Source organism: Gottfriedia sp. NPDC058432 (genome assembly GCF_042721555.1).
Taxonomy (GTDB): domain Bacteria; phylum Bacillota; class Bacilli; order Bacillales; family Bacillaceae_G; genus Gottfriedia.
The window spans coordinates 203,340-223,774 of the sequence record NZ_JBHXLC010000004.1 but is presented as its reverse complement, the minus strand read 5'-3'; the positions used below and the strand labels follow the sequence as shown (position 1 = coordinate 223,774).

19 protein-coding genes and 2 pseudogenes are annotated in these 20,435 nt (G+C 36.3%); 1 reads left to right on the top strand and 20 read right to left on the bottom strand.

The features are described 5' to 3' along the window. Positions 1-30: 30 nt before the first annotated feature. The 7 genes and pseudogenes from nuoH to ACFWM3_RS06780 form a co-directional block, all read right to left on the bottom strand. Complete coding sequence (gene nuoH, locus ACFWM3_RS06810) at positions 31-1,032, bottom strand: NADH-quinone oxidoreductase subunit NuoH (protein WP_390310813.1); 1,002 nt, start codon at positions 1,030-1,032, stop codon at positions 31-33. After that, positions 1,032-2,132: an NADH-quinone oxidoreductase subunit D gene (locus ACFWM3_RS06805; protein ID WP_056469327.1), complete on the bottom strand. Its 1,101-nt coding sequence runs from the start codon at positions 2,130-2,132 to the stop codon at positions 1,032-1,034. Before ACFWM3_RS06805 ends, nuoH begins: the two co-directional genes overlap by 1 nt. A gap of 8 nt (positions 2,133-2,140) precedes the next feature. Continuing rightward, a complete protein-coding gene (locus tag ACFWM3_RS06800; protein WP_390310812.1) occupies positions 2,141-3,481 on the bottom strand; it encodes an NADH-quinone oxidoreductase subunit C in 1,341 nt (446 codons plus the stop codon). Beyond that, the gene (locus ACFWM3_RS06795) at positions 3,478-3,996 is read right to left on the bottom strand and encodes a NuoB/complex I 20 kDa subunit family protein (RefSeq protein ID WP_056469321.1); all 519 of its coding nucleotides are present in this window, start codon (positions 3,994-3,996) and stop codon (positions 3,478-3,480) included. The genes ACFWM3_RS06800 and ACFWM3_RS06795 overlap by 4 nt, the downstream gene beginning before the upstream one ends. Further along, entirely contained in the window at positions 3,987-4,355 is a 369-nt protein-coding gene (locus ACFWM3_RS06790) for an NADH-quinone oxidoreductase subunit A (RefSeq protein WP_056469320.1), read from the bottom strand. Before ACFWM3_RS06790 ends, ACFWM3_RS06795 begins: the two co-directional genes overlap by 10 nt. A 454-nt stretch (positions 4,356-4,809) precedes the next feature. Continuing rightward, positions 4,810-6,522: pseudogene (locus ACFWM3_RS06785) on the bottom strand (DHA2 family efflux MFS transporter permease subunit); the annotation flags it as partial. Between the two features lie 12 nt (positions 6,523-6,534). Beyond that, entirely contained in the window at positions 6,535-7,179 is a 645-nt protein-coding gene (locus tag ACFWM3_RS06780) for an HlyD family secretion protein (RefSeq protein ID WP_390310842.1), read from the bottom strand. A 226-nt stretch (positions 7,180-7,405) separates the two neighbouring features. On the opposite strand from ACFWM3_RS06780, the gene ACFWM3_RS06775 reads away from it, so the two are divergent. Further along, complete coding sequence (locus ACFWM3_RS06775) at positions 7,406-8,026, top strand: TetR/AcrR family transcriptional regulator (protein WP_082459427.1); 621 nt, start codon at positions 7,406-7,408, stop codon at positions 8,024-8,026. Positions 8,027-8,531: 505 nt separating this feature from the next. Here ACFWM3_RS06775 and ACFWM3_RS06770 read toward each other — a convergent pair. From ACFWM3_RS06770 to ACFWM3_RS06710, 13 genes and pseudogenes are all read right to left on the bottom strand, one after another. Then, positions 8,532-8,987: pseudogene (locus tag ACFWM3_RS06770) on the bottom strand (nuclease-related domain-containing protein); the annotation flags it as partial. 773 nt (positions 8,988-9,760) lie between these two features. After that, positions 9,761-10,162, bottom strand: coding sequence for a F0F1 ATP synthase subunit epsilon (locus tag ACFWM3_RS06765; protein ID WP_390310811.1), 402 nt, complete (start codon positions 10,160-10,162; stop codon positions 9,761-9,763). A gap of 83 nt (positions 10,163-10,245) precedes the next feature. Beyond that, on the bottom strand, positions 10,246-11,658 hold the full coding sequence (gene atpD / locus ACFWM3_RS06760) for a F0F1 ATP synthase subunit beta (RefSeq protein ID WP_025568604.1): 1,413 nt from the start codon (positions 11,656-11,658) through the stop codon (positions 10,246-10,248). Positions 11,659-11,721: 63 nt separating this feature from the next. Then, positions 11,722-12,576, bottom strand: coding sequence for a F0F1 ATP synthase subunit gamma (locus ACFWM3_RS06755; protein ID WP_056469310.1), 855 nt, complete (start codon positions 12,574-12,576; stop codon positions 11,722-11,724). 86 nt (positions 12,577-12,662) lie between these two features. Beyond that, on the bottom strand, positions 12,663-14,171 hold the full coding sequence (gene atpA, locus ACFWM3_RS06750; RefSeq protein WP_056469307.1) for a F0F1 ATP synthase subunit alpha: 1,509 nt from the start codon (positions 14,169-14,171) through the stop codon (positions 12,663-12,665). A gap of 22 nt (positions 14,172-14,193) precedes the next feature. Next, positions 14,194-14,733 carry a F0F1 ATP synthase subunit delta gene (locus ACFWM3_RS06745; RefSeq protein WP_056469304.1) on the bottom strand — a complete coding sequence of 180 codons (540 nt, stop codon included), beginning with the start codon at positions 14,731-14,733 and terminating at the stop codon, positions 14,194-14,196. Next, complete coding sequence (gene atpF, locus ACFWM3_RS06740) at positions 14,730-15,254, bottom strand: F0F1 ATP synthase subunit B (RefSeq protein WP_098170530.1); 525 nt, start codon at positions 15,252-15,254, stop codon at positions 14,730-14,732. Before atpF ends, ACFWM3_RS06745 begins: the two co-directional genes overlap by 4 nt. Positions 15,255-15,428: 174 nt before the next feature. Continuing rightward, a complete protein-coding gene (atpE, locus tag ACFWM3_RS06735) occupies positions 15,429-15,644 on the bottom strand; it encodes a F0F1 ATP synthase subunit C (RefSeq protein ID WP_098118931.1) in 216 nt (71 codons plus the stop codon). Positions 15,645-15,724: 80 nt separating this feature from the next. Next, on the bottom strand, positions 15,725-16,396 hold the full coding sequence (gene atpB / locus ACFWM3_RS06730) for a F0F1 ATP synthase subunit A (protein ID WP_390310841.1): 672 nt from the start codon (positions 16,394-16,396) through the stop codon (positions 15,725-15,727). Between the two features lie 64 nt (positions 16,397-16,460). Then, positions 16,461-16,841, bottom strand: a complete 381-nt coding sequence (locus tag ACFWM3_RS06725; RefSeq protein WP_390310810.1) for an ATP synthase subunit I — start codon at positions 16,839-16,841, stop codon at positions 16,461-16,463. A gap of 4 nt (positions 16,842-16,845) precedes the next feature. Next, entirely contained in the window at positions 16,846-17,070 is a 225-nt protein-coding gene (locus ACFWM3_RS06720) for an AtpZ/AtpI family protein (protein ID WP_390310809.1), read from the bottom strand. Between the two features lie 261 nt (positions 17,071-17,331). Beyond that, the gene (locus tag ACFWM3_RS06715) at positions 17,332-19,536 is read right to left on the bottom strand and encodes a S8 family serine peptidase (protein WP_390310808.1); all 2,205 of its coding nucleotides are present in this window, start codon (positions 19,534-19,536) and stop codon (positions 17,332-17,334) included. A gap of 175 nt (positions 19,537-19,711) precedes the next feature. Then, positions 19,712-20,344 (bottom strand): AmiS/UreI family transporter, encoded by a 633-nt coding sequence (locus ACFWM3_RS06710; RefSeq protein WP_335473515.1) that lies wholly within the window; start codon positions 20,342-20,344, stop codon positions 19,712-19,714. Between the last annotated feature and the right edge of the window lie 91 nt (positions 20,345-20,435).

Genomic DNA, 20,435 nt, shown 5'->3' with positions numbered 1-20,435 from the left:
ACTCACACCCCTTTAGATTGGTCTATTTGTTTAGAAGAACAAGCTTTTTACTAATGCAGTTATTAAAATATTAGCTAATGAAACTGGTAACAATACTTTCCAACCGAACTCCATTAATTGGTCAGCACGTAAACGTGGGAATGTTACACGGAACCAAATTAATAAATATAAAATTACACTAAATTTTAAAGAGAACCAAACAGCTCCAGGAATAAATTCTAGACCCGCAATTGGTTTCCATCCGCCTAAAAATAGAATCGTAATTAACGAACACATTGCAAAAAAGTAAACATACTCTGAAAGCATAAAGAATGCCCAACGGAATCCTGAAAACTCTGTATGATAACCTGCTACTAGTTCTGACTCAGCTTCAGGTAAGTCAAAAGGTGTACGGTTTAATTCTGCTACGGCTGCGATTAAGAAAACGATAAAAGCAATCGGCTGAGTTACAATGAACCATACATTCCCTTGTGCATTAACAATATCATTTAAATTTAAGCTTCCAGTTAATAAAATAACACCTAATACGCTCATTACTAACGGAATTTCGTATGAAATCATCTGTGCTGCAGCACGCATACCACCAATAAGTGAGTACTTGTTATTTGAAGCCCACCCCGCTGTAACAACACCAACTGTTGTTAATCCTGAAACAGCAATATAGTAAAGTAATCCGACACCAATATCAGCAAACTGTAAGTTATCTGTAAAAGGTAGAGTTGCTAATACCATAAACGCTGGTGCAAATGCAATGATCGGTGCAAGTATAAATAATGGTTTATCTGCCGCTTTTGGAATTGTATCTTCTTTTAAAAGTAGTTTTAATACGTCAGCAACAGTTTGAAGTAAACCATAACGTCCACCAACTTGGTTAGGTCCAATACGACCTTGCATGAAACCCATTACTTTACGTTCTGATAGGATTCCAAACGTAACGAAACCTAAAACTACAAATAGAAAAATAACGCCTAAGCCTAAATAGATGAGAAAATTAATCCAAGACGGTGTACTTTGTAGAAGATTTTCTATCATTATCCGTCTACCTCCCCAAGTACAATATCAATACCACCTAAAATAGTAATTAAGTTCGCGATGTTTTCGCCTTTTAATAACTTTGGAAGAATTTGCAGGTTATAAAACGATGGTCGTCTAAATTTCAAACGATACGGCTCTTTTTTTCCATCACTTGCAATATAGCAACCGATTTCTCCACGTGGTGACTCGATTCTAACGTACCCTTCACCTTTAGGAGCTTTGATGATTTTAGGAACTTTTGCTAAAATATCACCTTCAGCAGGGAATTGTTCAACAGCTTGTTCTAAAATCTTTAATGACTCTTCAATTTCTAGCATTCTGCACATATAACGATCCCATGCATCGCCAACTGTCCCTACTGGTACATCAAAATCAAAGCGATCGTAAATAGAATAAGGAGCATCTTTTCGTAGATCATATTTAACACCAGTACAACGAAGATTTGCACCACTTAATGAAAAATTAATTGCATCTTCTTGTGAATATGCACCAATACCTTTTACACGATTAATAAAGATTTCATTACCAGAAACTAAATCGTGATATCCTTTTAATTGCTCTCTCATATAAGGAATAAATTCTTTTACTTTTTCAATCCAACCTTCAGGAGCATCCCACTTAACCCCACCTACACGCATGTAGTTAAAAGTCAACCTCGCTCCACAAAGCTCATTTAATAGATTGATAATCATTTCACGCTCACGGAAAGCATAAAGGAATGGACTCACTGCTCCAATATCTAGAAGGTTTGTACCCCACCAAACTAAGTGACTAGCAACGCGCCCTAATTCCATTGAAATAACGCGTAAATACTCCGCGCGTTCTGGAACTTTAATATCCATCATTGTTTCAACAGCATGGCAGATAACATAGTTATTGGTCATTGCTGATAGATAATCCATACGATCTGTATATGGAATAATCTGTGTATATTGAAGATTTTCAGCGATTTTCTCTGTACCACGGTGTAGATAACCGATGACAGGTGTCGCCTCTTTAATGATCTCTCCATCAATCTTTAACACAAGACGAAATACACCGTGTGTACTTGGATGCTGAGGTCCGACATTTAATAGCATTTCTTCCGTACGAATCATGGCTTATCCTACACCCCCTCGTCAAATTGAACGTAATCTTTTCTTAGTGGATAGCCAACCCAATTATCTGGCAGTAATATACGCTCTAACTTTGGATGTCCTTCAAACTGAATTCCAAGTAAGTCGTAAGTCTCACGCTCTGGCCAGTTTGCACCTTCCCAAATTGGAGTAATACTATCAACTATAGGTTGTTCACGGTCTGCTCTTACTTTTAAAGCGATTCCATGTTTACGTTTATATGAATATATGTAAGAGTAAACTTCCATGTACTCTACAAAATCAGTTCCATGTAATCCAGATAAATAAGTAAATTGTAGCTGTTCATTATTCTTTAAGAACTGTGCTACCTTAAAATAAGCATCTCTTTTAATTGTAAAAGTTGGATCATGTTTAGATAGCGTATTAATAATTGCTTCCTCAAAAACTTCCGCTCCAAACTCTTTTTCAATTAATGCCTTTACCTCATCTAATAATGGTTGGTTATGAGAAGCTTTCACTTCTTCAATTGGAGCCTCTTTACCGCCATCTGTTTTACCTTTCGCTTTTGCTGTTGCTGCTGCTTTTGCCTTCGCAACTGCAATGGCCTTCGCTTTTGCTTTTGCTTTTGCAGCTTCATCGTCCGATCCAGCAGTTGCAGTGTCTTCTCCACCTGCTGCTTTTTGTTTCGCCAATGCCGCTGCCTTTGCTTTTGCTGCCGCTACTGCTTTTGCCTTTGCTGCTGCAAGTGCTTTCGCTTTTTCATCATCTGCACCATCTGCCGGAGCTTCTCCACCCTCTGATGCTTTTTGCTTCGCTAATGCCGCTGCCTTTGCTTTTGTTGCCGCTACTGCTTTTGCCTTCGCCGCTGCTAAGGCCTTTGCCTTATCATCGTCTGAAGTCACCTCTGGCTCTTCTGCTTGAGCCTGTTCGCCCGCTTCCGCTGCTTTTTGTTTCGCAATTGCTGCTGCCTTTGCTTTTGCTGCCGCTACTGCTTTTGCCTTCGCCGCTGCTAAGGCCTTTGCTTTATCATCATCAGAAGTCGGCTCTGGCTCTTCTGCTTCAGCTTGTTCGCTAGCTTCAGCAGCTTTTTGTTTTGCGATTGCTGCCGCCTTTGCCTTCGCTGCTGCTACTGCTTTTGCTTTAGCCAGTGCAAGTGCTTTCGCTTTTTCATCTTCTGAAGCTGGTTCCTCTTGTTTAACTTCATTTTCAACAGTTGGTTCCTCAACTACAGGAACTTCTTCTTTTTGAACTTCAGTATTTTTTGCAGCTTCCTTTTCAGCCTTCAACTGTTCCATCTTACGTCGAGCTGCTTCTTTTGCCTTCTCGGCTGCTTCTTTCTTTAACTGTTCTTTTGACTTATCTTCACTCACTTATTCGTCACCTGCTTTCCAGTTTTAGCTTCGTAACGAATCTTCTCTTTCAATTTGTTAATTCCATAAATTAGTGCTGCTGGATTCGGAGGACATCCAGGGATATACACATCCACAGGAACGATCTGGTCCACTCCTTTAACAACTGCATACGAGTTAACATATGGTCCACCTGCAGTGGCACATGAGCCCATCGCAATTACCCATTTTGGTTCAGGCATTTGATCATATAAGCGTTTAACAATCGGCGCCATCTTTTTCGTAACAGTTCCAGAAACAATCATACAGTCAGATTGACGAGGAGAAGTACGGAAAAATGATCCAAATCGGTCTAAGTCATAATGAGAAGAACCTACACCCATCATTTCAATTGCACAACAAGCTAACCCGAATGTTAATGGCCATAACGAGTTACTTCTTGCCCATGCCTTCACTTCTTCCAAAGTCGTGAAAAAAATATTCTTTTGGAGTTCTTCCATTTCAGCAACAGAAATTCCATCTAACTTCATAACCATTTCAACACCTTCTTCTTCCAAGCATAAATAAGTCCAAGTAGTAGCATAAGAATAAAAATAATCATCTCTACAAAAGCAAAAAGGCCTAATTGATCATATGCAACCGCCCACGGATATAAGAAAACAGTTTCAACATCGAAAATAACGAATAATAGTGCAAAAATGTAATATCCAGCGTGGAAACGAACCTTCGCATCATGAAATGGTTCAATACCACTTTCATAGGTCGTTGCTTTTGCTTCAGTTGGTACATTCGGTCTTAAAATTTTACCTATTACCGAGAGTGCGACAACTGGAAGCGCAATTCCTATAACTAGAAACACAACTACGATCACATAATTATTTAAATAAGCATTCACGAAACTTGTCCCTCCTCTAACTACAGAGCTCTACATTATATACTTATTATAAATATAATGTATTTTTCATTAATTTTTACTATTCAGTTTTGTAATCGTATCCATTATAACAAATGTGACAAAAACGTGTCGATATTTATTGCCATTAATCTGAAAATTGAATGATATAGTTGGAAAATAATTTCCATTACTCTTTATTTATCTTATATGTATGTCGTTCTAATAAAATTCTAATATTTTGATCATTGTAATCACTAACTATAACTTTATATTAGTATAAGAGTTATCCACAAATCCACAGAAAGTTATTCACAATTCCCACAAGTTAAAATATAGTGATAATTGTCGAAAAAAAAACCAGTTCAATACATGAACTGGTTCATTTTTAAGATGCAATCGTTTCTGAAGATTGCTGCTTATTTTGATTTTTAGATTTAGATTTAGGTTGTGCAACCTTTCTGCTCTTTGTACTTCCCATAAAGAATGAAAGCACTAATGCGATACCTGATAATACAGTTGCAAAAATAAATGCATCATTGATTCCATTGATAGATGCTAATTTAGACGCCTGACTATAAAGCGTTGTAACTGCTAAAGCTCCGCCTTGGGAAGGTGTTACTCCAGCTGCAGCGGCTAACTGTGCGCCTGTTTGATGAACCCAATCCATAATGAAAGAATTCGTTGAAGTCACTTCATTTGAAAAGTCAGCCAAATGATTTGTCGTTTGAGTCGTCATAATTGTAACGAGCACCGCTGTACCGACCGAACCTGCAACTTGTCGTAGTGTATTTTGTGTTGCAGTACCGTGAGAAATCATCTTAACAGGCAACTTATTTAAACCAGCCGTCATAATTGGCATCATAATAAATGACATACCGAATGAACGTAAAGTATAGAAAAACATAATTTTTAAATATGGTGTATCAATAGACAACTTAGTGAACTCATAAGTTGTATAAGTCATAATAAGTAGACCAAAAATAGCTAAAGGACGGATACCATATTTATCAAACAATTTACCCGTAAGTGGTCCGAGCGCACCCATTATCAATGAACCAGGAAGTAATAATAATCCTGCTCTAATTGGTGTAAACCCACGAATGTTTTGTAAATAAAGAGGTAGTAAAATCATCCCCCCATATAATGCTGTTGTAACGATTAAGTTAATTAATAATGTGTAAGTAAATGAAAAAGATTTAAATACTTTTAAATTTATTAACGGTTGTTTAGCAGTTAATTCTCTCCACACAAATAAACCTAAACTGATACATGCAATTACCAAAGAAAGAACTACTTCAGTGCTACCCCAACCCTTATTACCGGCTTCACTGAATCCATATAATAAACTTCCGAATCCAAGTGACGAACTGATTACTCCCCAAATATCTAATGTTGGGAATGAACGTTTACGTGATATATGAAACCAAGCGTTAGACAAAATGATTGAAATGACACCTAACACAGCCATTCCGTAAAATAAGAAATGCCAAGAATAATCTTGAACTACATAACCAGTTATTGTAGGGCCAATAGCTGGCGCTAAAATCATTGCGATCCCCATTAATCCCATTGCTGCCCCACGTTTTTCAGGTGGGAAGATCGTCATAAAGATATTCATACCAAGTGGCATTAAAATACCAGCTCCGACAGCTTGAACTACACGACCTACCATCATAATTGGGAAGTTACCTGATAAAGCACAAATAATTGAACCAATCGTAAAAGCAATCATCGAAAAGATAAATAATTTACGATACGTAAATGTATCAACTAAATAAGCACTGACTGGAATCAAAATACCGTTCACTAACATAAAACCAGTAGATAACCATTGTGCAGTCGAAGTTGTTACATTAAAATCTGCCATTAACTTCGGTAAAGCAACATTTATTAACGTCTGATTTAAAATCGATATGAACATACCTAGTAATAGTACTGTCAAAACTTTTCCCATGCTAAAGCTCTGTTTTTCACTTGACTCAGATGGAATTGATTTCTTTTGAGTTTCTTCAGTTTTTTCTATTTTATTTGGTTCTTCAGATTGAACCATTTCATCTCTTTTATCTATTTTTAGGTCATTTTCTTTATTCCTTAATACAATTCGATTAATAATAAAGAAAACAATTAAGCAAAACCCTCCATATGCTATGATCATTCCTGTAGACATCGAAATTCCTCCTTACTTATGGATACGAACAGAAGCATTCATTCCTGGAACAATTTCAAATGACTTATTATGATCTAAAGCAATTCTTACAGGTACAACCTGCTCTACTTTCGTATAGTTTGCATTAGAGTTTCCAGAAGGTAATAAACTAAATGTATTTGCAGTTGTTAATCCAACAAATTCTACAGTACCTGTTAAAGTTGTATCTGGATATGCGTCAACATATACATCAACCACTTGACCTTTTTTCACATCTTCCACTTCAGTTTCTTTAATGTTTGCAGTAACCCAAAGATTATCTAAGTTATATGCATAACCAAGAGTTGAACCTGTACCAACCAATTGATCTTTAATTGCATTTGCTTGAACAATCGTAGCATTTGTAGGTACTGAAACTGATACTTCATGTGCAGTATCTCCAGCTGCTTGAGGCGCAGTTAAAACTTTACCAATTGATTCATTTGGTGAAAATGTTTTTCCGAATGAACCTGACCATGACTCAAGCTTACCAGCAGCAGGAGATGAAATGACAATTTGTTGCCCATCTATTTTTGCATTATCCGTTTTTATATAATTTGTTGATTGATCATAATAGTAATAACCAGCAAATCCACCAGCAACTAATATGATTAAAGTAATTATGTTAACAAACACCATTTTCTTCATGTTCCCCATAAATAAAATTCCTCCTAAATTTTTAATCGTTTCTCTATATAGGTAACAAAAGTAAAGCAACACATTGTCGTTTTACTTCTCATAGTTTTTAATTATAATTGATTTATAAACGTACTCAACCGTTAATAATTTAAAATTTGTTGTTTAAGCAACACTACTATTATTAATTGTTTAATTTCTTAAAGTTATTTAATAAAGGAGTTTTAAAATGAGCATAAAAAATAATCATGACCCTCGTGTCATTCGAACTAGACAACTTTTACAAGATGCATTAATTACACTATTAGCAGATAAAGAATTCGAAGCGATCAGTGTACAAGATATAACTAAAAAAGCAAACGTCAATAGAGCAACCTTTTATAGCCACTACGAAGACAAGTACCAAATGGTCCGCCAAATCGTTAAAGAAAAACTAGTTGATTTAGACAGCGCCATGAAGAATGTAGATTTTAGCATGTATGACGGAAATCCAAACTCACTCGATGGAATGGCCTTACAATCCTACTACCATCTATTCGAACACATCGAAAAAAACAGTTACTTCTACAAAGTCCTCCTAAAACGACAAGGACCAAATATTTTTAGAAGAAGACTTTACGAAGTATTATCAACAACATTCGAAAGAGGCATTGCATTCATACAGCCAAAAAAGAATAAATACCTTGTCCCAGGTGACCTACTAGTAAGTTATATTTCAGGCTCAACGCTCAGCGTAATTTCATTTTGGGTTGAAAATGACATGCCATACACAAAAAAACACATGGCAGAATACCTTTTAAAAATCTCAAGAAATGGAATTTTAACAACAGCGGGGTTGGAATTAAACTAAAAAGAGGATTGCTGTGACAACTCGTCGTTGTTCCCGATGATGGTAGGTTTAGTTTGCGTAGGAGTCTTGAAGCTGAGTATATTGAAGATATATGTAGGAATTCGCGAAGTTGGCTATTTTTAATGGTATTTCCAATTAATAAATAAAAATCATATAACGAATGTAAATGGGCATTTTTTGAAACGATGGAGCAATGCGGACAATACCAAGATCCCTTAGTTCTGAGCATCGAATATAATTTACACTTTTCACAAATTACTCCAGTCAATAATTCATTTTTAGATATATTGTATTTCTCGAGTATATTTTGATCTAGTAGTTGATTTTGTTTTATTAAGAGTTTTGCTAGCTTACGAATTTCTTTAGGTGTGAAAATGTTTATAGGCAACTTTTTTTCTAATTCCTCAAGTTTTCTATAGAGTGAATCTGAATGAATAACCGTGTTAGCTATCTGTTTTACATTAGAAGATGCTTTTATGATCGATTTAGAATTACTCAATACAACCCATGGAATTATTGGGTAATTCATAAACTTATTTTGCTCTAACCAACTTCGAAGTTGCCGTTTTTGCCGCTCAACTTGAATAATTGGGTTCATGAAAGCTTCTTCCTTTCCCTCATTCATTCGAATAAGTTGATTGAAACTTTGGTCAAAATAAAGTATTCCAACTAAATTCTTCACTTCAATAATTAAAATAAAGCTTGGTGAAAGAATTATTGTATCGATTTGAAAAAACCGTTTTTCGTTGTCTAACAATCTTAAATCTTGAATTATAATATACCGTTCTTTATTGAAAAAACTCAAATGATAATCTAGTGATCTTTCACCATGAAACCCCGCTTTAAATTTTGCAAGATCATCTTCTATTCTTACTCTTTGGTTGTGCTCTACGGGTAATCTTCTAAGCAGAGCTTCAAGTTTCCTAATAGTCAAAGGAACAGTTCTTTCTTTCAAAATCATTTAATCACCTCTTTTTTATTTTATGATAAAATTCGACATAATTTCTGTGTCACCTCCTAATCTAGATTGCGAAAAGTTAAAGTGAATGGGTGTCTATTCTTCAGTTTTTTTATATGTTTTAGAGCAATATTGCCTTATTTTAATTAATTTCTTTGGAATATCGTACTAAATCTAGTCAAAATAATATTCTAGAAGGAAAATTTTTGATTAATTTTAAAGGGTAATGTACTTTATTTGCGATTCATCTGTTTTATATTGCGATTCCCTTATAATAATTGCTATTTTGCTTATTTATTTGTGATTCACACAATTTATTTGCGATTTGCCATTTTTAATTGCTATTTTCAATTTTTAATTGTGATTCTTCAATTTTATTTGCGGAGTACAATTTTATTTGCGTTATTCATAGTTTATTTGCGCACTTGTACGGGTTATTGTCGTTACCCCGATTTTATTTGCGCACTTGTACGGGTTATTGTCGTTACCCCGATTTTATTTGCACCTATCAGATTATTTGCTACTCATTTAAGTTTATTTGCACGCTCAACGTGTTTATTTGCACCTTCATAATACTTAATTGCAGCTACTCCAACTTAATTTGCACCTTTCAGTCTATCCTTCACTCAATTAAATATTTGCACACTAAACGTATTTATTTGCACTTCCATAATACATAATTGCACCTACTCCAATTTATTTACACCCACCAGTTTACTAATCCACCCAACTTAACCCAACAAAAAAAGAGCCCCAACCAAGGGCTCTTTTTTTAATTACTTATATTGTGCTACGTTTAAACGGTTCATTGCTTTGTGTAAAGCAAGTTCTGCACGTTTGATATCTGTGTCAGGGCGTCTTTCTTGTAGACGTTGTTCTGCACGTTTTTTTGCTTCTACTGCGCGCTCAACGTCGATTTCAGTTGATGCTTCAGCAGATTGAGCCAATATTGTAACGGCTTCAGGTCGAATTTCAATGAATCCGCCACTAACTGCAACGAAATCAGTTCCAGCTGGTGATTTAATTTTAACAGGTGCTGTTGCTAACGGTGCCACAGTTGAAATGTGTCCAGGTAAAATACCTAGCTCACCGCTAGTTGCTTTCGTGCTAACGAATTCTGTTTCGCCTTCATAAGCCGGTCCATTAGGAGTGACGATACTGACTTTCATTGTCTTCATAGTGAACTCCTCCTGTCTAGCTTCGTGAGCTAATCAAGTTCATTCAAATAGAATGATGAACAAGCCTTTCGATTAGACAATTATTATACTAATGTTTTTGCTTTTTCTACTACTTCTTCAATGCGTCCAACTAGACGGAATGCATCTTCAGGAAGAGTATCATATTTACCTTCTAAGATCTCTTTGAATCCACTAACAGTTTCTTTAACTGGTACGTAAGAACCTTTTTGTCCTGTGAATTGCTCCGCAACGTGGAAGTTTTGAGATAAGAAGAATTGAATACGACGAGCACGAGCTACGACTAATTTATCTTCTTCTGATAACTCATCCATACCTAAGATTGCGATGATATCTTGAAGTTCTCTATAACGTTGTAAAGTTGATTGTACTTGACGAGCTACTTCATAGTGCTCTTCACCAACGATTTCAGGGTTTAATGCACGAGATGTAGATGCTAATGGATCTACCGCTGGGTAAATACCCATCTCAGATAAACGACGCTCTAAGTTAGTTGTTGCATCTAAGTGAGCGAACGCTGTAGCTGGTGCTGGATCCGTATAGTCATCGGCAGGAACGTAAATCGCTTGAATCGAAGTTACAGAACCTTTGTTTGTTGAAGTGATACGCTCTTGTAATTGACCCATTTCAGTAGCAAGAGTTGGTTGGTAACCTACCGCAGAAGGCATACGACCTAATAGGGCAGAAACCTCAGAACCTGCTTGAGTGAAACGGAAGATGTTATCGATGAAGAATAACACGTCTTGTCCTTGCTCATCACGGAAATATTCAGCCATTGTTAAACCAGTTAAGGCAACACGTTGACGTGCACCAGGTGGCTCGTTCATTTGTCCGAATACCATCGCTGTTTTCTTGATAACGCCAGAGTCGCTCATTTCGTGGTATAAGTCGTTACCTTCACGAGTACGTTCACCTACACCAGCGAATACTGAGATACCGCCGTGCTCTTGTGCGATGTTGTTAATTAATTCTTGAATTAATACAGTTTTACCTACACCCGCACCACCGAATAGACCGATTTTACCACCTTTGATGTAAGGAGCTAATAAGTCTACTACTTTGATACCAGTTTCAAGGATTTCTACTTTTGTAGTTAATTCTTCAAATTTAGGTGCTTGACGGTGAATTGGGTCACGACGTACGTCTTCTCCAAGTTCTTCGTCTAAGTCAATGTTGTCACCTAACACATTGAATACGCGTCCTAATGTAGCGTCACCAACTGGAACCGAAATTGGTTTCCCTGTGTTAACTGCTTCCATTCCACGTACTAATCCATCAGTTGAAGCCATTGCAACTGTACGAACAGTATCGTCACCTAAGTGAAGAGCAACTTCTAATGTTAAATCAATGTTTACTTCGTTTGCGTCGCCCGCTTCTTTACGAACACGTAACGCATTATATATTTGTGGTAATTGGCCGTTTTCGAACTTTACGTCTACTACTGGACCTAATACCTGAGTAATAATACCATTGCTCATCGCTTTTCCTCCTAGCATTGTTTCATTAAAAGCCGTTCAATTTATATAGCCGTTGTAAGCAGATTAGCCAAGTGCTGCTGCTCCACCGACGATTTCAGTAATTTCTTGTGTAATAGCTGCTTGACGCGCACGGTTATAGTGAAGAGTAAGCTTACTAATAACTTCTTTCGCATTATCAGTTGCACTTTTCATCGCTGTCATACGTGAAGCGTGTTCACTAGCTTTACTGTCTAATAATGCACCAAAGATTAAGCTTTCTGCATATTGAGGCAGTAAAACTTCTAAGATTTCATCATCAGATGGTTCAAATTCGTAGTTAGTTGTTGCCTTACCTGTGTCAATATCTGTTAAAGGTAATAGCTTTTTCTCAGTAACTTCTTGAGAAATCTTACTTACGAAATGGTTATATGATAAGTAAAGCTCATCAAAAATGCCGTCTGTATACATTTGAACTGTACGATTAGCAAATTGTTGAATATCATCGAATGAAGGTTGATCTGGAAGCCCAAGAACCTCTTCAACGATTGGGTAACCTAAACGCTTAAAGTAGTCACGTCCAACTCGACCTAGTACAATAATTGCAAATTCATCATTCGATTTATGACGCTCTTTAATTGTATTAGTTACCGCACGTAATACGTTACTATTAAATGCACCCGCTAAACCACGGTCAGAAGTGATGACAATGTAACCAGTCTTTTTAACTGGACGAGTTACTAGCATCGGATGTCTACTGTTTACGCCTTTTGCCACGCTACCAACTACCTCTTGCATTTTTTCCATGTAAGGAACGAATTGCTTAGAGTTTTGCTCAGCACGGTTTAATTTCGCAGCAGATACCATCTCCATCGCTTTTGTGATTTGGCTTGTCTTCTTTGTTGAATTAATTTTTGTTTTTATATCGCGTAATGATGCCACAGGTTTTCACCACCTTTTGGTAAACAGTTAAATGAAGGACGAGCTATGAGCCCGATCCTTCAAATCCAGATATTTAAATCGCCTTCTTATTTAGAAGCAATAAAGTTCTTTTTAAAGCTTGTGATTGCAGCGTCAAGGTCAGCTTCGTTTGGTAATTTACCAGTATCACGAATAGCATCTAAAAGACCTTTTGCGTTAGCGTCCATCCAAGCTAACATTTCTTCTTCAAAACGAGTAATGTCTTCAACTGCTACGCTGTCTAAGTGACCACGTGTTAACGCATATAAAGATGTTACTTGTTTTTCTACTTTTAACGGTTTGTGTAAACCTTGTTTAAGGATTTCAACTGTACGAGCACCCCGGTTAAGTTTAGCTTGAGTTGCTTTATCTAAGTCAGAACCGAACGCAGCAAATGCTTCAAGCTCACGGAATGACGCTAAGTCAAGACGTAGAGTACCTGCTACTGATTTCATCGCCTTAGTTTGCGCTGAACCACCAACACGTGATACAGAAAGACCTGCATTGATCGCTGGACGTACGCCAGAGAAGAATAAGTCAGACTGTAAGAAGATTTGTCCGTCAGTAATCGAGATTACGTTTGTTGGAATATAAGCTGAGATATCACCAGCTTGTGTTTCGATGAATGGTAATGCAGTTAAAGAACCGCCACCTAACTCATCATTTAACTTAGCTGCACGCTCTAATAAGCGAGAGTGTAAGTAGAATACATCCCCTGGATATGCTTCACGACCTGGAGGACGTTTTAATAGTAATGAAAGCTCACGGTAAGCTACCGCTTGTTTTGATAAATCATCGTATACTACTAATACGTGTTTACCATTGTACATAAACTCTTCACCCATAGTTACACCAGCAAAAGGAGCTAAGTATAACATTGGAGCTGGAGATGAAGCAGGTGCAGTTACAACGATTGTGTAATCTAATGCGCCGTGCTTACGTAAAGTTTCAACAAGTCCACGAACTGTTGATTCTTTTTGACCGATTGCAACATAGATACAGATCATGTTTTGGTCAGCTTGGTTAAGGATTGTATCGATAGCAACAGCTGTTTTACCAGTTTGACGGTCACCGATGATTAACTCACGTTGTCCACGTCCGATTGGTACAAGAGCGTCGATCGCTTTGATACCTGTTTGTAATGGTTCATGTACTGATTTACGTGCCATTACGCCTGGAGCAGCATTTTCGATTGGACGAGATTTAGTCGTTTCGATTGGGCCTAAACCATCAACTGGTTGACCTAATGAGTTTACTACACGTCCTACTAATGCTTCACCAACTGGAACTTGCATGATGCGTCCAGTACGACGAACTTCGTCGCCTTCTTTAATGCCTGTGTATGGCCCTAAGATGATAATACCTACGTTGTTTTCTTCTAAGTTTTGTGCTAGTCCCATAACGCCGTTAGAGAACTCAACTAGCTCTCCAGACATACATTGGTCAAGACCATGAGCACGAGCGATACCGTCACCAACTTGGATAACTGTACCAACATCACTAACTTCTATTTCAGTTTGGTAATTTTCGATTTGCTTTTTAATCAGCGCACTGATTTCTTCAGCTTTGATGCTCATGCATTTCACCCCTATCTACAAACTATTTTGCGATTAATTCACGTTCAATTCGAACAAGTTTATTTTTTAAACTGCCGTCAAAAATACGGTTTCCAACACGAACTTTATAACCACCAATTAAAGATGGGTCAATTTCGTTTTTCAAACGTATTGAGTTTTTACCTAATTTAGAAGCGAATAACGCTCCAATTTTATCTAGTTCTTCAGAAGACATTGCCGTTACAGAGTAAACTGTTGCATCTGCAATATTACGAGTTTCATTCGCAATTTTTACATATTCAGTTACTAAGTTAGAAATAGTGCTCATTCGCCCACGATCAACTAATAAGCATACTAGATTTAATACCGTTTCAGAGATTGAAGCAAACGTGTCATTTAAGACAGACTTTTTGCTTTCTTTTGTGATACCAGGGTGTTGTAAAAACTTATTTAATTCTAAGTTTTCTACATACTCCTTTTTCACTACTTGTAAGTCATGTTCAACAGTTTCTACTAAATTTTGTTCAGTCGCTAATTCAAAAAGAGCGTTTGCGTAGCGTTTTGCAACTAATTCGTTACTCATTTAGCTTCGCCTACTTCTTTAAGATATTGATCAAAAATAGCAGATTGGTCTTCAGACTTCACTTCTTTTTCAAGTACTTTAGAAGCAATTAATACAGATAATGAAGCAACTTGTTGTTGAACTGATTGTACTGCAAGCTCTTTTTCACGAGTAATTTCACGTTTAGCGCTTTCTTTCAAGTTTTCAGCTTCTGCTTTTGCTGCGGCAACGATTTCTTCACGTTGTACATCAGCTTGCTTTCTAGCTTTCTCAAGAAGCTCACGAGCTTCAGTTCGAGCAGCAACTAACTCTTGCTTTTGCTCTTCAACTAGTTTCATTGCATCAGCGTTGTTTTTCTCAGCTGAGTCTAATTGATTAGCGATGTGATCTTCACGTTGTTTCATAATTCCCATTACAGGTCCTAATGCATACTTTTTCAGAAGAGCAAGTAAAATTAGAAATATTACTAGTTGAAACACGACATTACCCCAAGGTACACCATGTCCTGCCTCAGCTAATACGAATTGTGATCCGTTTAACACAAGCTTTCACTCCCTTCAAGGGTTGTATTTATTTATTTTTTTATAACATAGCCCTAATCTCTTACCGACTTGGACTTAACTTTCAAAAGGAATCCTTCAAAACAAAGTGTCATAAAGGAATGGCGAAGTAAATGTGAACACAAACTTCGCCATTTTTTAATAATTTGTATTATCTTATGCTTTACCAAATGCCATGAATGCGATAACTACTGCGATGATTGGAAGTGCCTCAACTAAAGCAACCCCGATGAACATTAAAGCTTGTAGAGTTGAACGTAATTCTGGTTGACGAGCAACACCTTCTACTGTACGTGATACAATTAAACCGTTACCAATACCTGCACCTAGTGCACCTAAACCTATTGCGATTGCCGCTGCTATTAAAGCCATTTTAAATTTCCTCCTTCTTAATCATAAGAAATATATTTTTTTTTATAATTTTTATCTAACTACCAAATTTAATGAGCAGATTAATGCTCGTCCGCCACTTTATGTGACAAGTAAACCATTGTTAACATTACGAAGATAAACGCTTGGATTGAACCAACGAATATAGAGAATCCTTGCCAAACAATCATCGGTATTGCTGCCGCGATTGTCCAAATCACACCTGCCCCTACGCTTGTCGCATATGCATGTGTACCCATTGTTGCAAGTAAACCTAATAATACTTCCCCTGCATATATGTTACCGTAAAGTCGAAGACCTAGCGTTAATGTGTTTGCTAATTCCTCAATAATTTTTAATGGAAATAAGAATCCCATCGGCTGGAAAAATCCTTTTCCATAAGCCTTAAAGCCTCTCATTTTGATACCATAATAATGTGATAAACCAACTATAAAGATTGCTAATGATAAAGTAATGACTGGGTCTGATGTAGGTGATTTCCAAACTGAGTTTCCATCGAATGAGATATCGAATGGTAGACCTAACATATTTGAAACAAATATGTACATAAGTAATGTCACACCTAGTGTAAGGAAGCGACCACCAGTTTCCCAATCCATTGTACTGTTGATAAGGCCTTTAACGAAGTCTATAATCCACTCAATAAAGTTTTGCTTTCCTGACGGACGTATTTGTAGACTTCTAGCGCATGTAACTGCGATGATAAAGACGATTAATGCAGCAATGGTTGTCATTAGAACATTTGTTAACGTAAAATCTAAACCAATAAATTTAAAACCATAAGTGCCGTGTTCCAATTTATTCACCTCTCTTCCTTGCAAAAGACGTTTGATGTATTGCAAAATGTATCATAATGACAAGATGTCCTGTCATTAGTCCCGCAGTTAGTGCCGGTATGCTCACAAAATTTTCATACCGAAGCGCGATGACCATAGCTAGAGCCACCGCTGAAAGACAAATTACAGTACCTAAAGATCGAACTTTTTGTTGCTTTAAAACTCGGTCAAAGAAGGTATTTATCTTTCTGTGTAGAATCCATATACAATAAAAGCTAGTTACGGTTCCGAGAATATAACCTGTGAATATTGTTTTATAGTCGGTAAATGCCCAACCTAAAACAGCTAAAGCAATAATGTACAACATATCTCGTATAAATCGTCTAAATTGATCTTTTTGCATGTAACTAGTCCCCTGGAGTAAATTGCTTAACTAATTTAAGCGTGCCATAGATTCCAGTAAATAATCCTAACAGTAAAAAGATGATCATAAATACTGGTACTGGCCAATTAAAAAATGAATCAATCCATCTTCCTAGAAAGATGCCTATAAGAATAGAACCGACAAGTTGAGCTAGAATGGAAGACATGAGTGTCATTGCTTTAAGAGGATGTTGATTGTTTTTTTTCATACAAAATCCCTCCATGTCAATTTTCATTCTCAAAAAATTGCCAAAAGTCTTATCATGGTTTATTCTACAACAATTGTTTCCTAAAATCTCTAAACATTGAAAACGTTCACAAATTGTTCACAAAACGTTCAAAAAATTTTAACAACATAGTATTTACATACATTGAAAACCCTTTTAAACATTCATGTTAAGCATACAATATGTTACAAAAAAGTGTCAATTACCTAAATTAAAAAACTATTAAAAAATACTTACCAATTTTTAGTCTTCTACATAAATTTTTGCGACATTTACGTAAGATTCCGTTGCACTTTCATATTGTTTACGTTTATAAAAAATCACAAACTTATAAATTCCGCTTTTAGGAAAGTCTTTTAAAACTAATTCTTTCTTGATAATCCCCCTTTTACTATTTTCCTGTTCATCAATCACACCTAACAAACGGAATGTTTCTGATTCAAAAACTGCGATTTTGTATTCCTCAACCTTACTTGGTAAATAGAGTTCATATTTATAGCGGTTTTTACCTTTTACTCTTCCAAAGTGGAATCCCATTACTGAAGGAAAGTTCGGTTCTCCTTGTAGTAATAAAAACGGCATTCTTAGATTTTCATCATCATTTGTACTGAACGTAATTGCCCCATCATAAAATCCATCTCTTAATACTTTCGTATCTACTGTTGCAGTAAGGCTAATCTTTTTGCTAGTGTTCGCTGGAATTGTAAAAGGCTTAGGTAATACCCATTGTATTCCAGTGGCTGGCTGATTATTTATTGCTGTAACTTGTTTTGGCATATTTGATTTATTAGATATTCTTACGACAAAATCTTTCTTAATTTGTAAATCTTTTTTTCTAGTTACTCCTAAAGATAAAGACGTTGGAAATAATGTTGTCTCAGTCTCAAGTGCCTTTTCAATATCTAATCTTCCAGCTCCTTGTTCGTACGCATGATACATCTTTTTATTATTCTTATATAATGGTGTTGCTGTATTGACTAGCACACTTTTTAAATCATCCATACTCCAATCTGGGTGCAGTTGTCTTACTAGAGCTGCTGCTCCAGCAACATGTGGACTTGCCATACTCGTTCCTTGAAGCGCTAAATACCCACCCGGAATTGTACTTTTTATTTGTACACCTGGAGCTAATAAATCCGGTTTCATTTGCCAAGTACCTGTTACCGGCCCTCTAGAGCTGAAATCTGCAAGAATATCAACTTTCTTTTCATGTCCAGTCTTAGCTTCCACTTTACTTTTTTCAATGATTTTCTTAATCAATAAGCCTTCTTTTCTTGAAATAGTCGCAGCTGGAACAGTAAATTTCCCTTTAATTTGTCCGATGAAATTTCCATCAATATTATTAAAGACAATAACCGCCTTTGCACCAGCATCTTGAGCATTTTTTACTTTATCAGTGAATGTGATTTTTCCTCTTTCAAGCAAGACAATTTTGTCTTTTACCCTTTTTAAATCACGCTTTTCACCATATTTCTTAAATACAAATCGCCCATTTAAACCTTTACCCCATTTAGCAGATCCAATCATAGGACTAATAATTGTCTCTTTATTTTTCACGTGTATAGATGGGAAAAGAACAGGTGGATAACTCGCACCAACTGTTAAAGCCTTTGATGCAGTAGCGGGAGAACCAACAGTCCATAGTCCTGGTCCAGAGTTTCCAGCAGCCGTAATCGCAAGTACACCCTTCTCTACTGCCTTATCTAAGGCAATACTTGTCGGCCAGTCCGGCCCATTCACATCATTTCCTAGCGATAAATTTATAATATCTACTTTATCCTTCACTGCTCGCTCAATTGCAGCCATAACAGTTTCAGATGTACCAACGCCACCAGGTCCAAGAGCACGGTATGCATAGATTGTAGCTTTAGGGGCAACGCCTTTTCTTTTTCCATTTGCCGCTATTACACCAGCTACATGGGTACCATGGAATGTACTTTTTTCTTCAAGCTTAGTCTCCATTGGATCTTTATCTAAATCAATCGTATCGTAACCGCCACCATAATTTGATTTCAAATCAGGATGCCTGTAATCTACACCAGTATCGATTACTCCTACCTTTACGCCTTCACCAGTAATCTTTCTCCCCCTTTGATCCTTATATAATTGAGCTTCGTCCGCTCCAATAAAAGGGATGCTATCTTCTAAATGAGCTCTATAAGTTGTAACAAAGTGCATATCCTTTACTAACGGCATTTTAGCTAACTGTGATAACTCTTCAAGAGAACCCGATACAGAAAAACCATAGTACGTCTCAGTGTATTGTTGTCTTACGGTTACATTAGGGAAACGTTCAGCAATATATTTTATCGCCTGTGTAATCATTCCATCTTTAACCGAAATTAAAGCTACTTGTTTTTGTTGTTCATGTGCATTTACATAAACATCTTTAAATGGAACTAGTAAAAAAACTAAACAAATAATTATTTTAAGAAAGTAATTTTTCATTCAATGCAGGTTCTCCTTTATATAAGATATTTTCTTTTTAGCTTTCTCACTAATCGTTCATTCATGTATAAAAAGGTAATTTTCTCTAGAACCTACAAAGTTTTCAAAATAAAAAAAGACTAACTCTAGGTAAAGCATTAAGCTTCCCTAAAAAGTTAGTCTTTTTGTATTATCATTAATTTTTTAATTCAGGTTGGTTAAACAACTGGAATCTTTTATTTGTAACATACGCCTTAACCTCGTGTATGACAAAATACAAAATCGAAGCTCCTAAAACTACGATCCATGCATTTGAAATGACTGTCTCCTGCCAAATCCCTAAAAGCATAAAAAATGCAGGAAGAGTAATTGTAGTCCAAGATTGTATCATTGCAACGATTCCTGTGTATCGTTCTATTTTCTTACCTAATACTAGGCCAGCAAAGAATAGATACCATAAATATGCCCACATAACCCATAATAGTCCGTTCACAACATCATGAATAATAGCGAAGTTCACGAAAGCCCAAAGTACAGACATGATTGATACCCAAAGTGAGAACCAACCTAAGCCAGTTCCATTAAAACCTTTAAGATTTGTAAATCCATTATATAAATAAGTAATACCAAAAAAGAAAATGCTTGCGGTATTAAATAATTCCCATTTACCAGCACCTAAATGCATTAATAAATAGAAAGGAAAAACGATTTGTAATGTACCAACAAATAAGTTTAATAAAGCTGCACTTTTAGCATTCGCTTTATTTAATAAAACAAGACTATTTAAAAACAGAGTTGCGCCAGATAAAAGTAAACCTACAGATCCCATAGTGACTTGTTAAAAAGAAAATTGTTAGAAATTCACTTTTTAACTCAACCCTCCTACTTTAAGATTAGAAAAAAAAATACAAGCGCCTGAT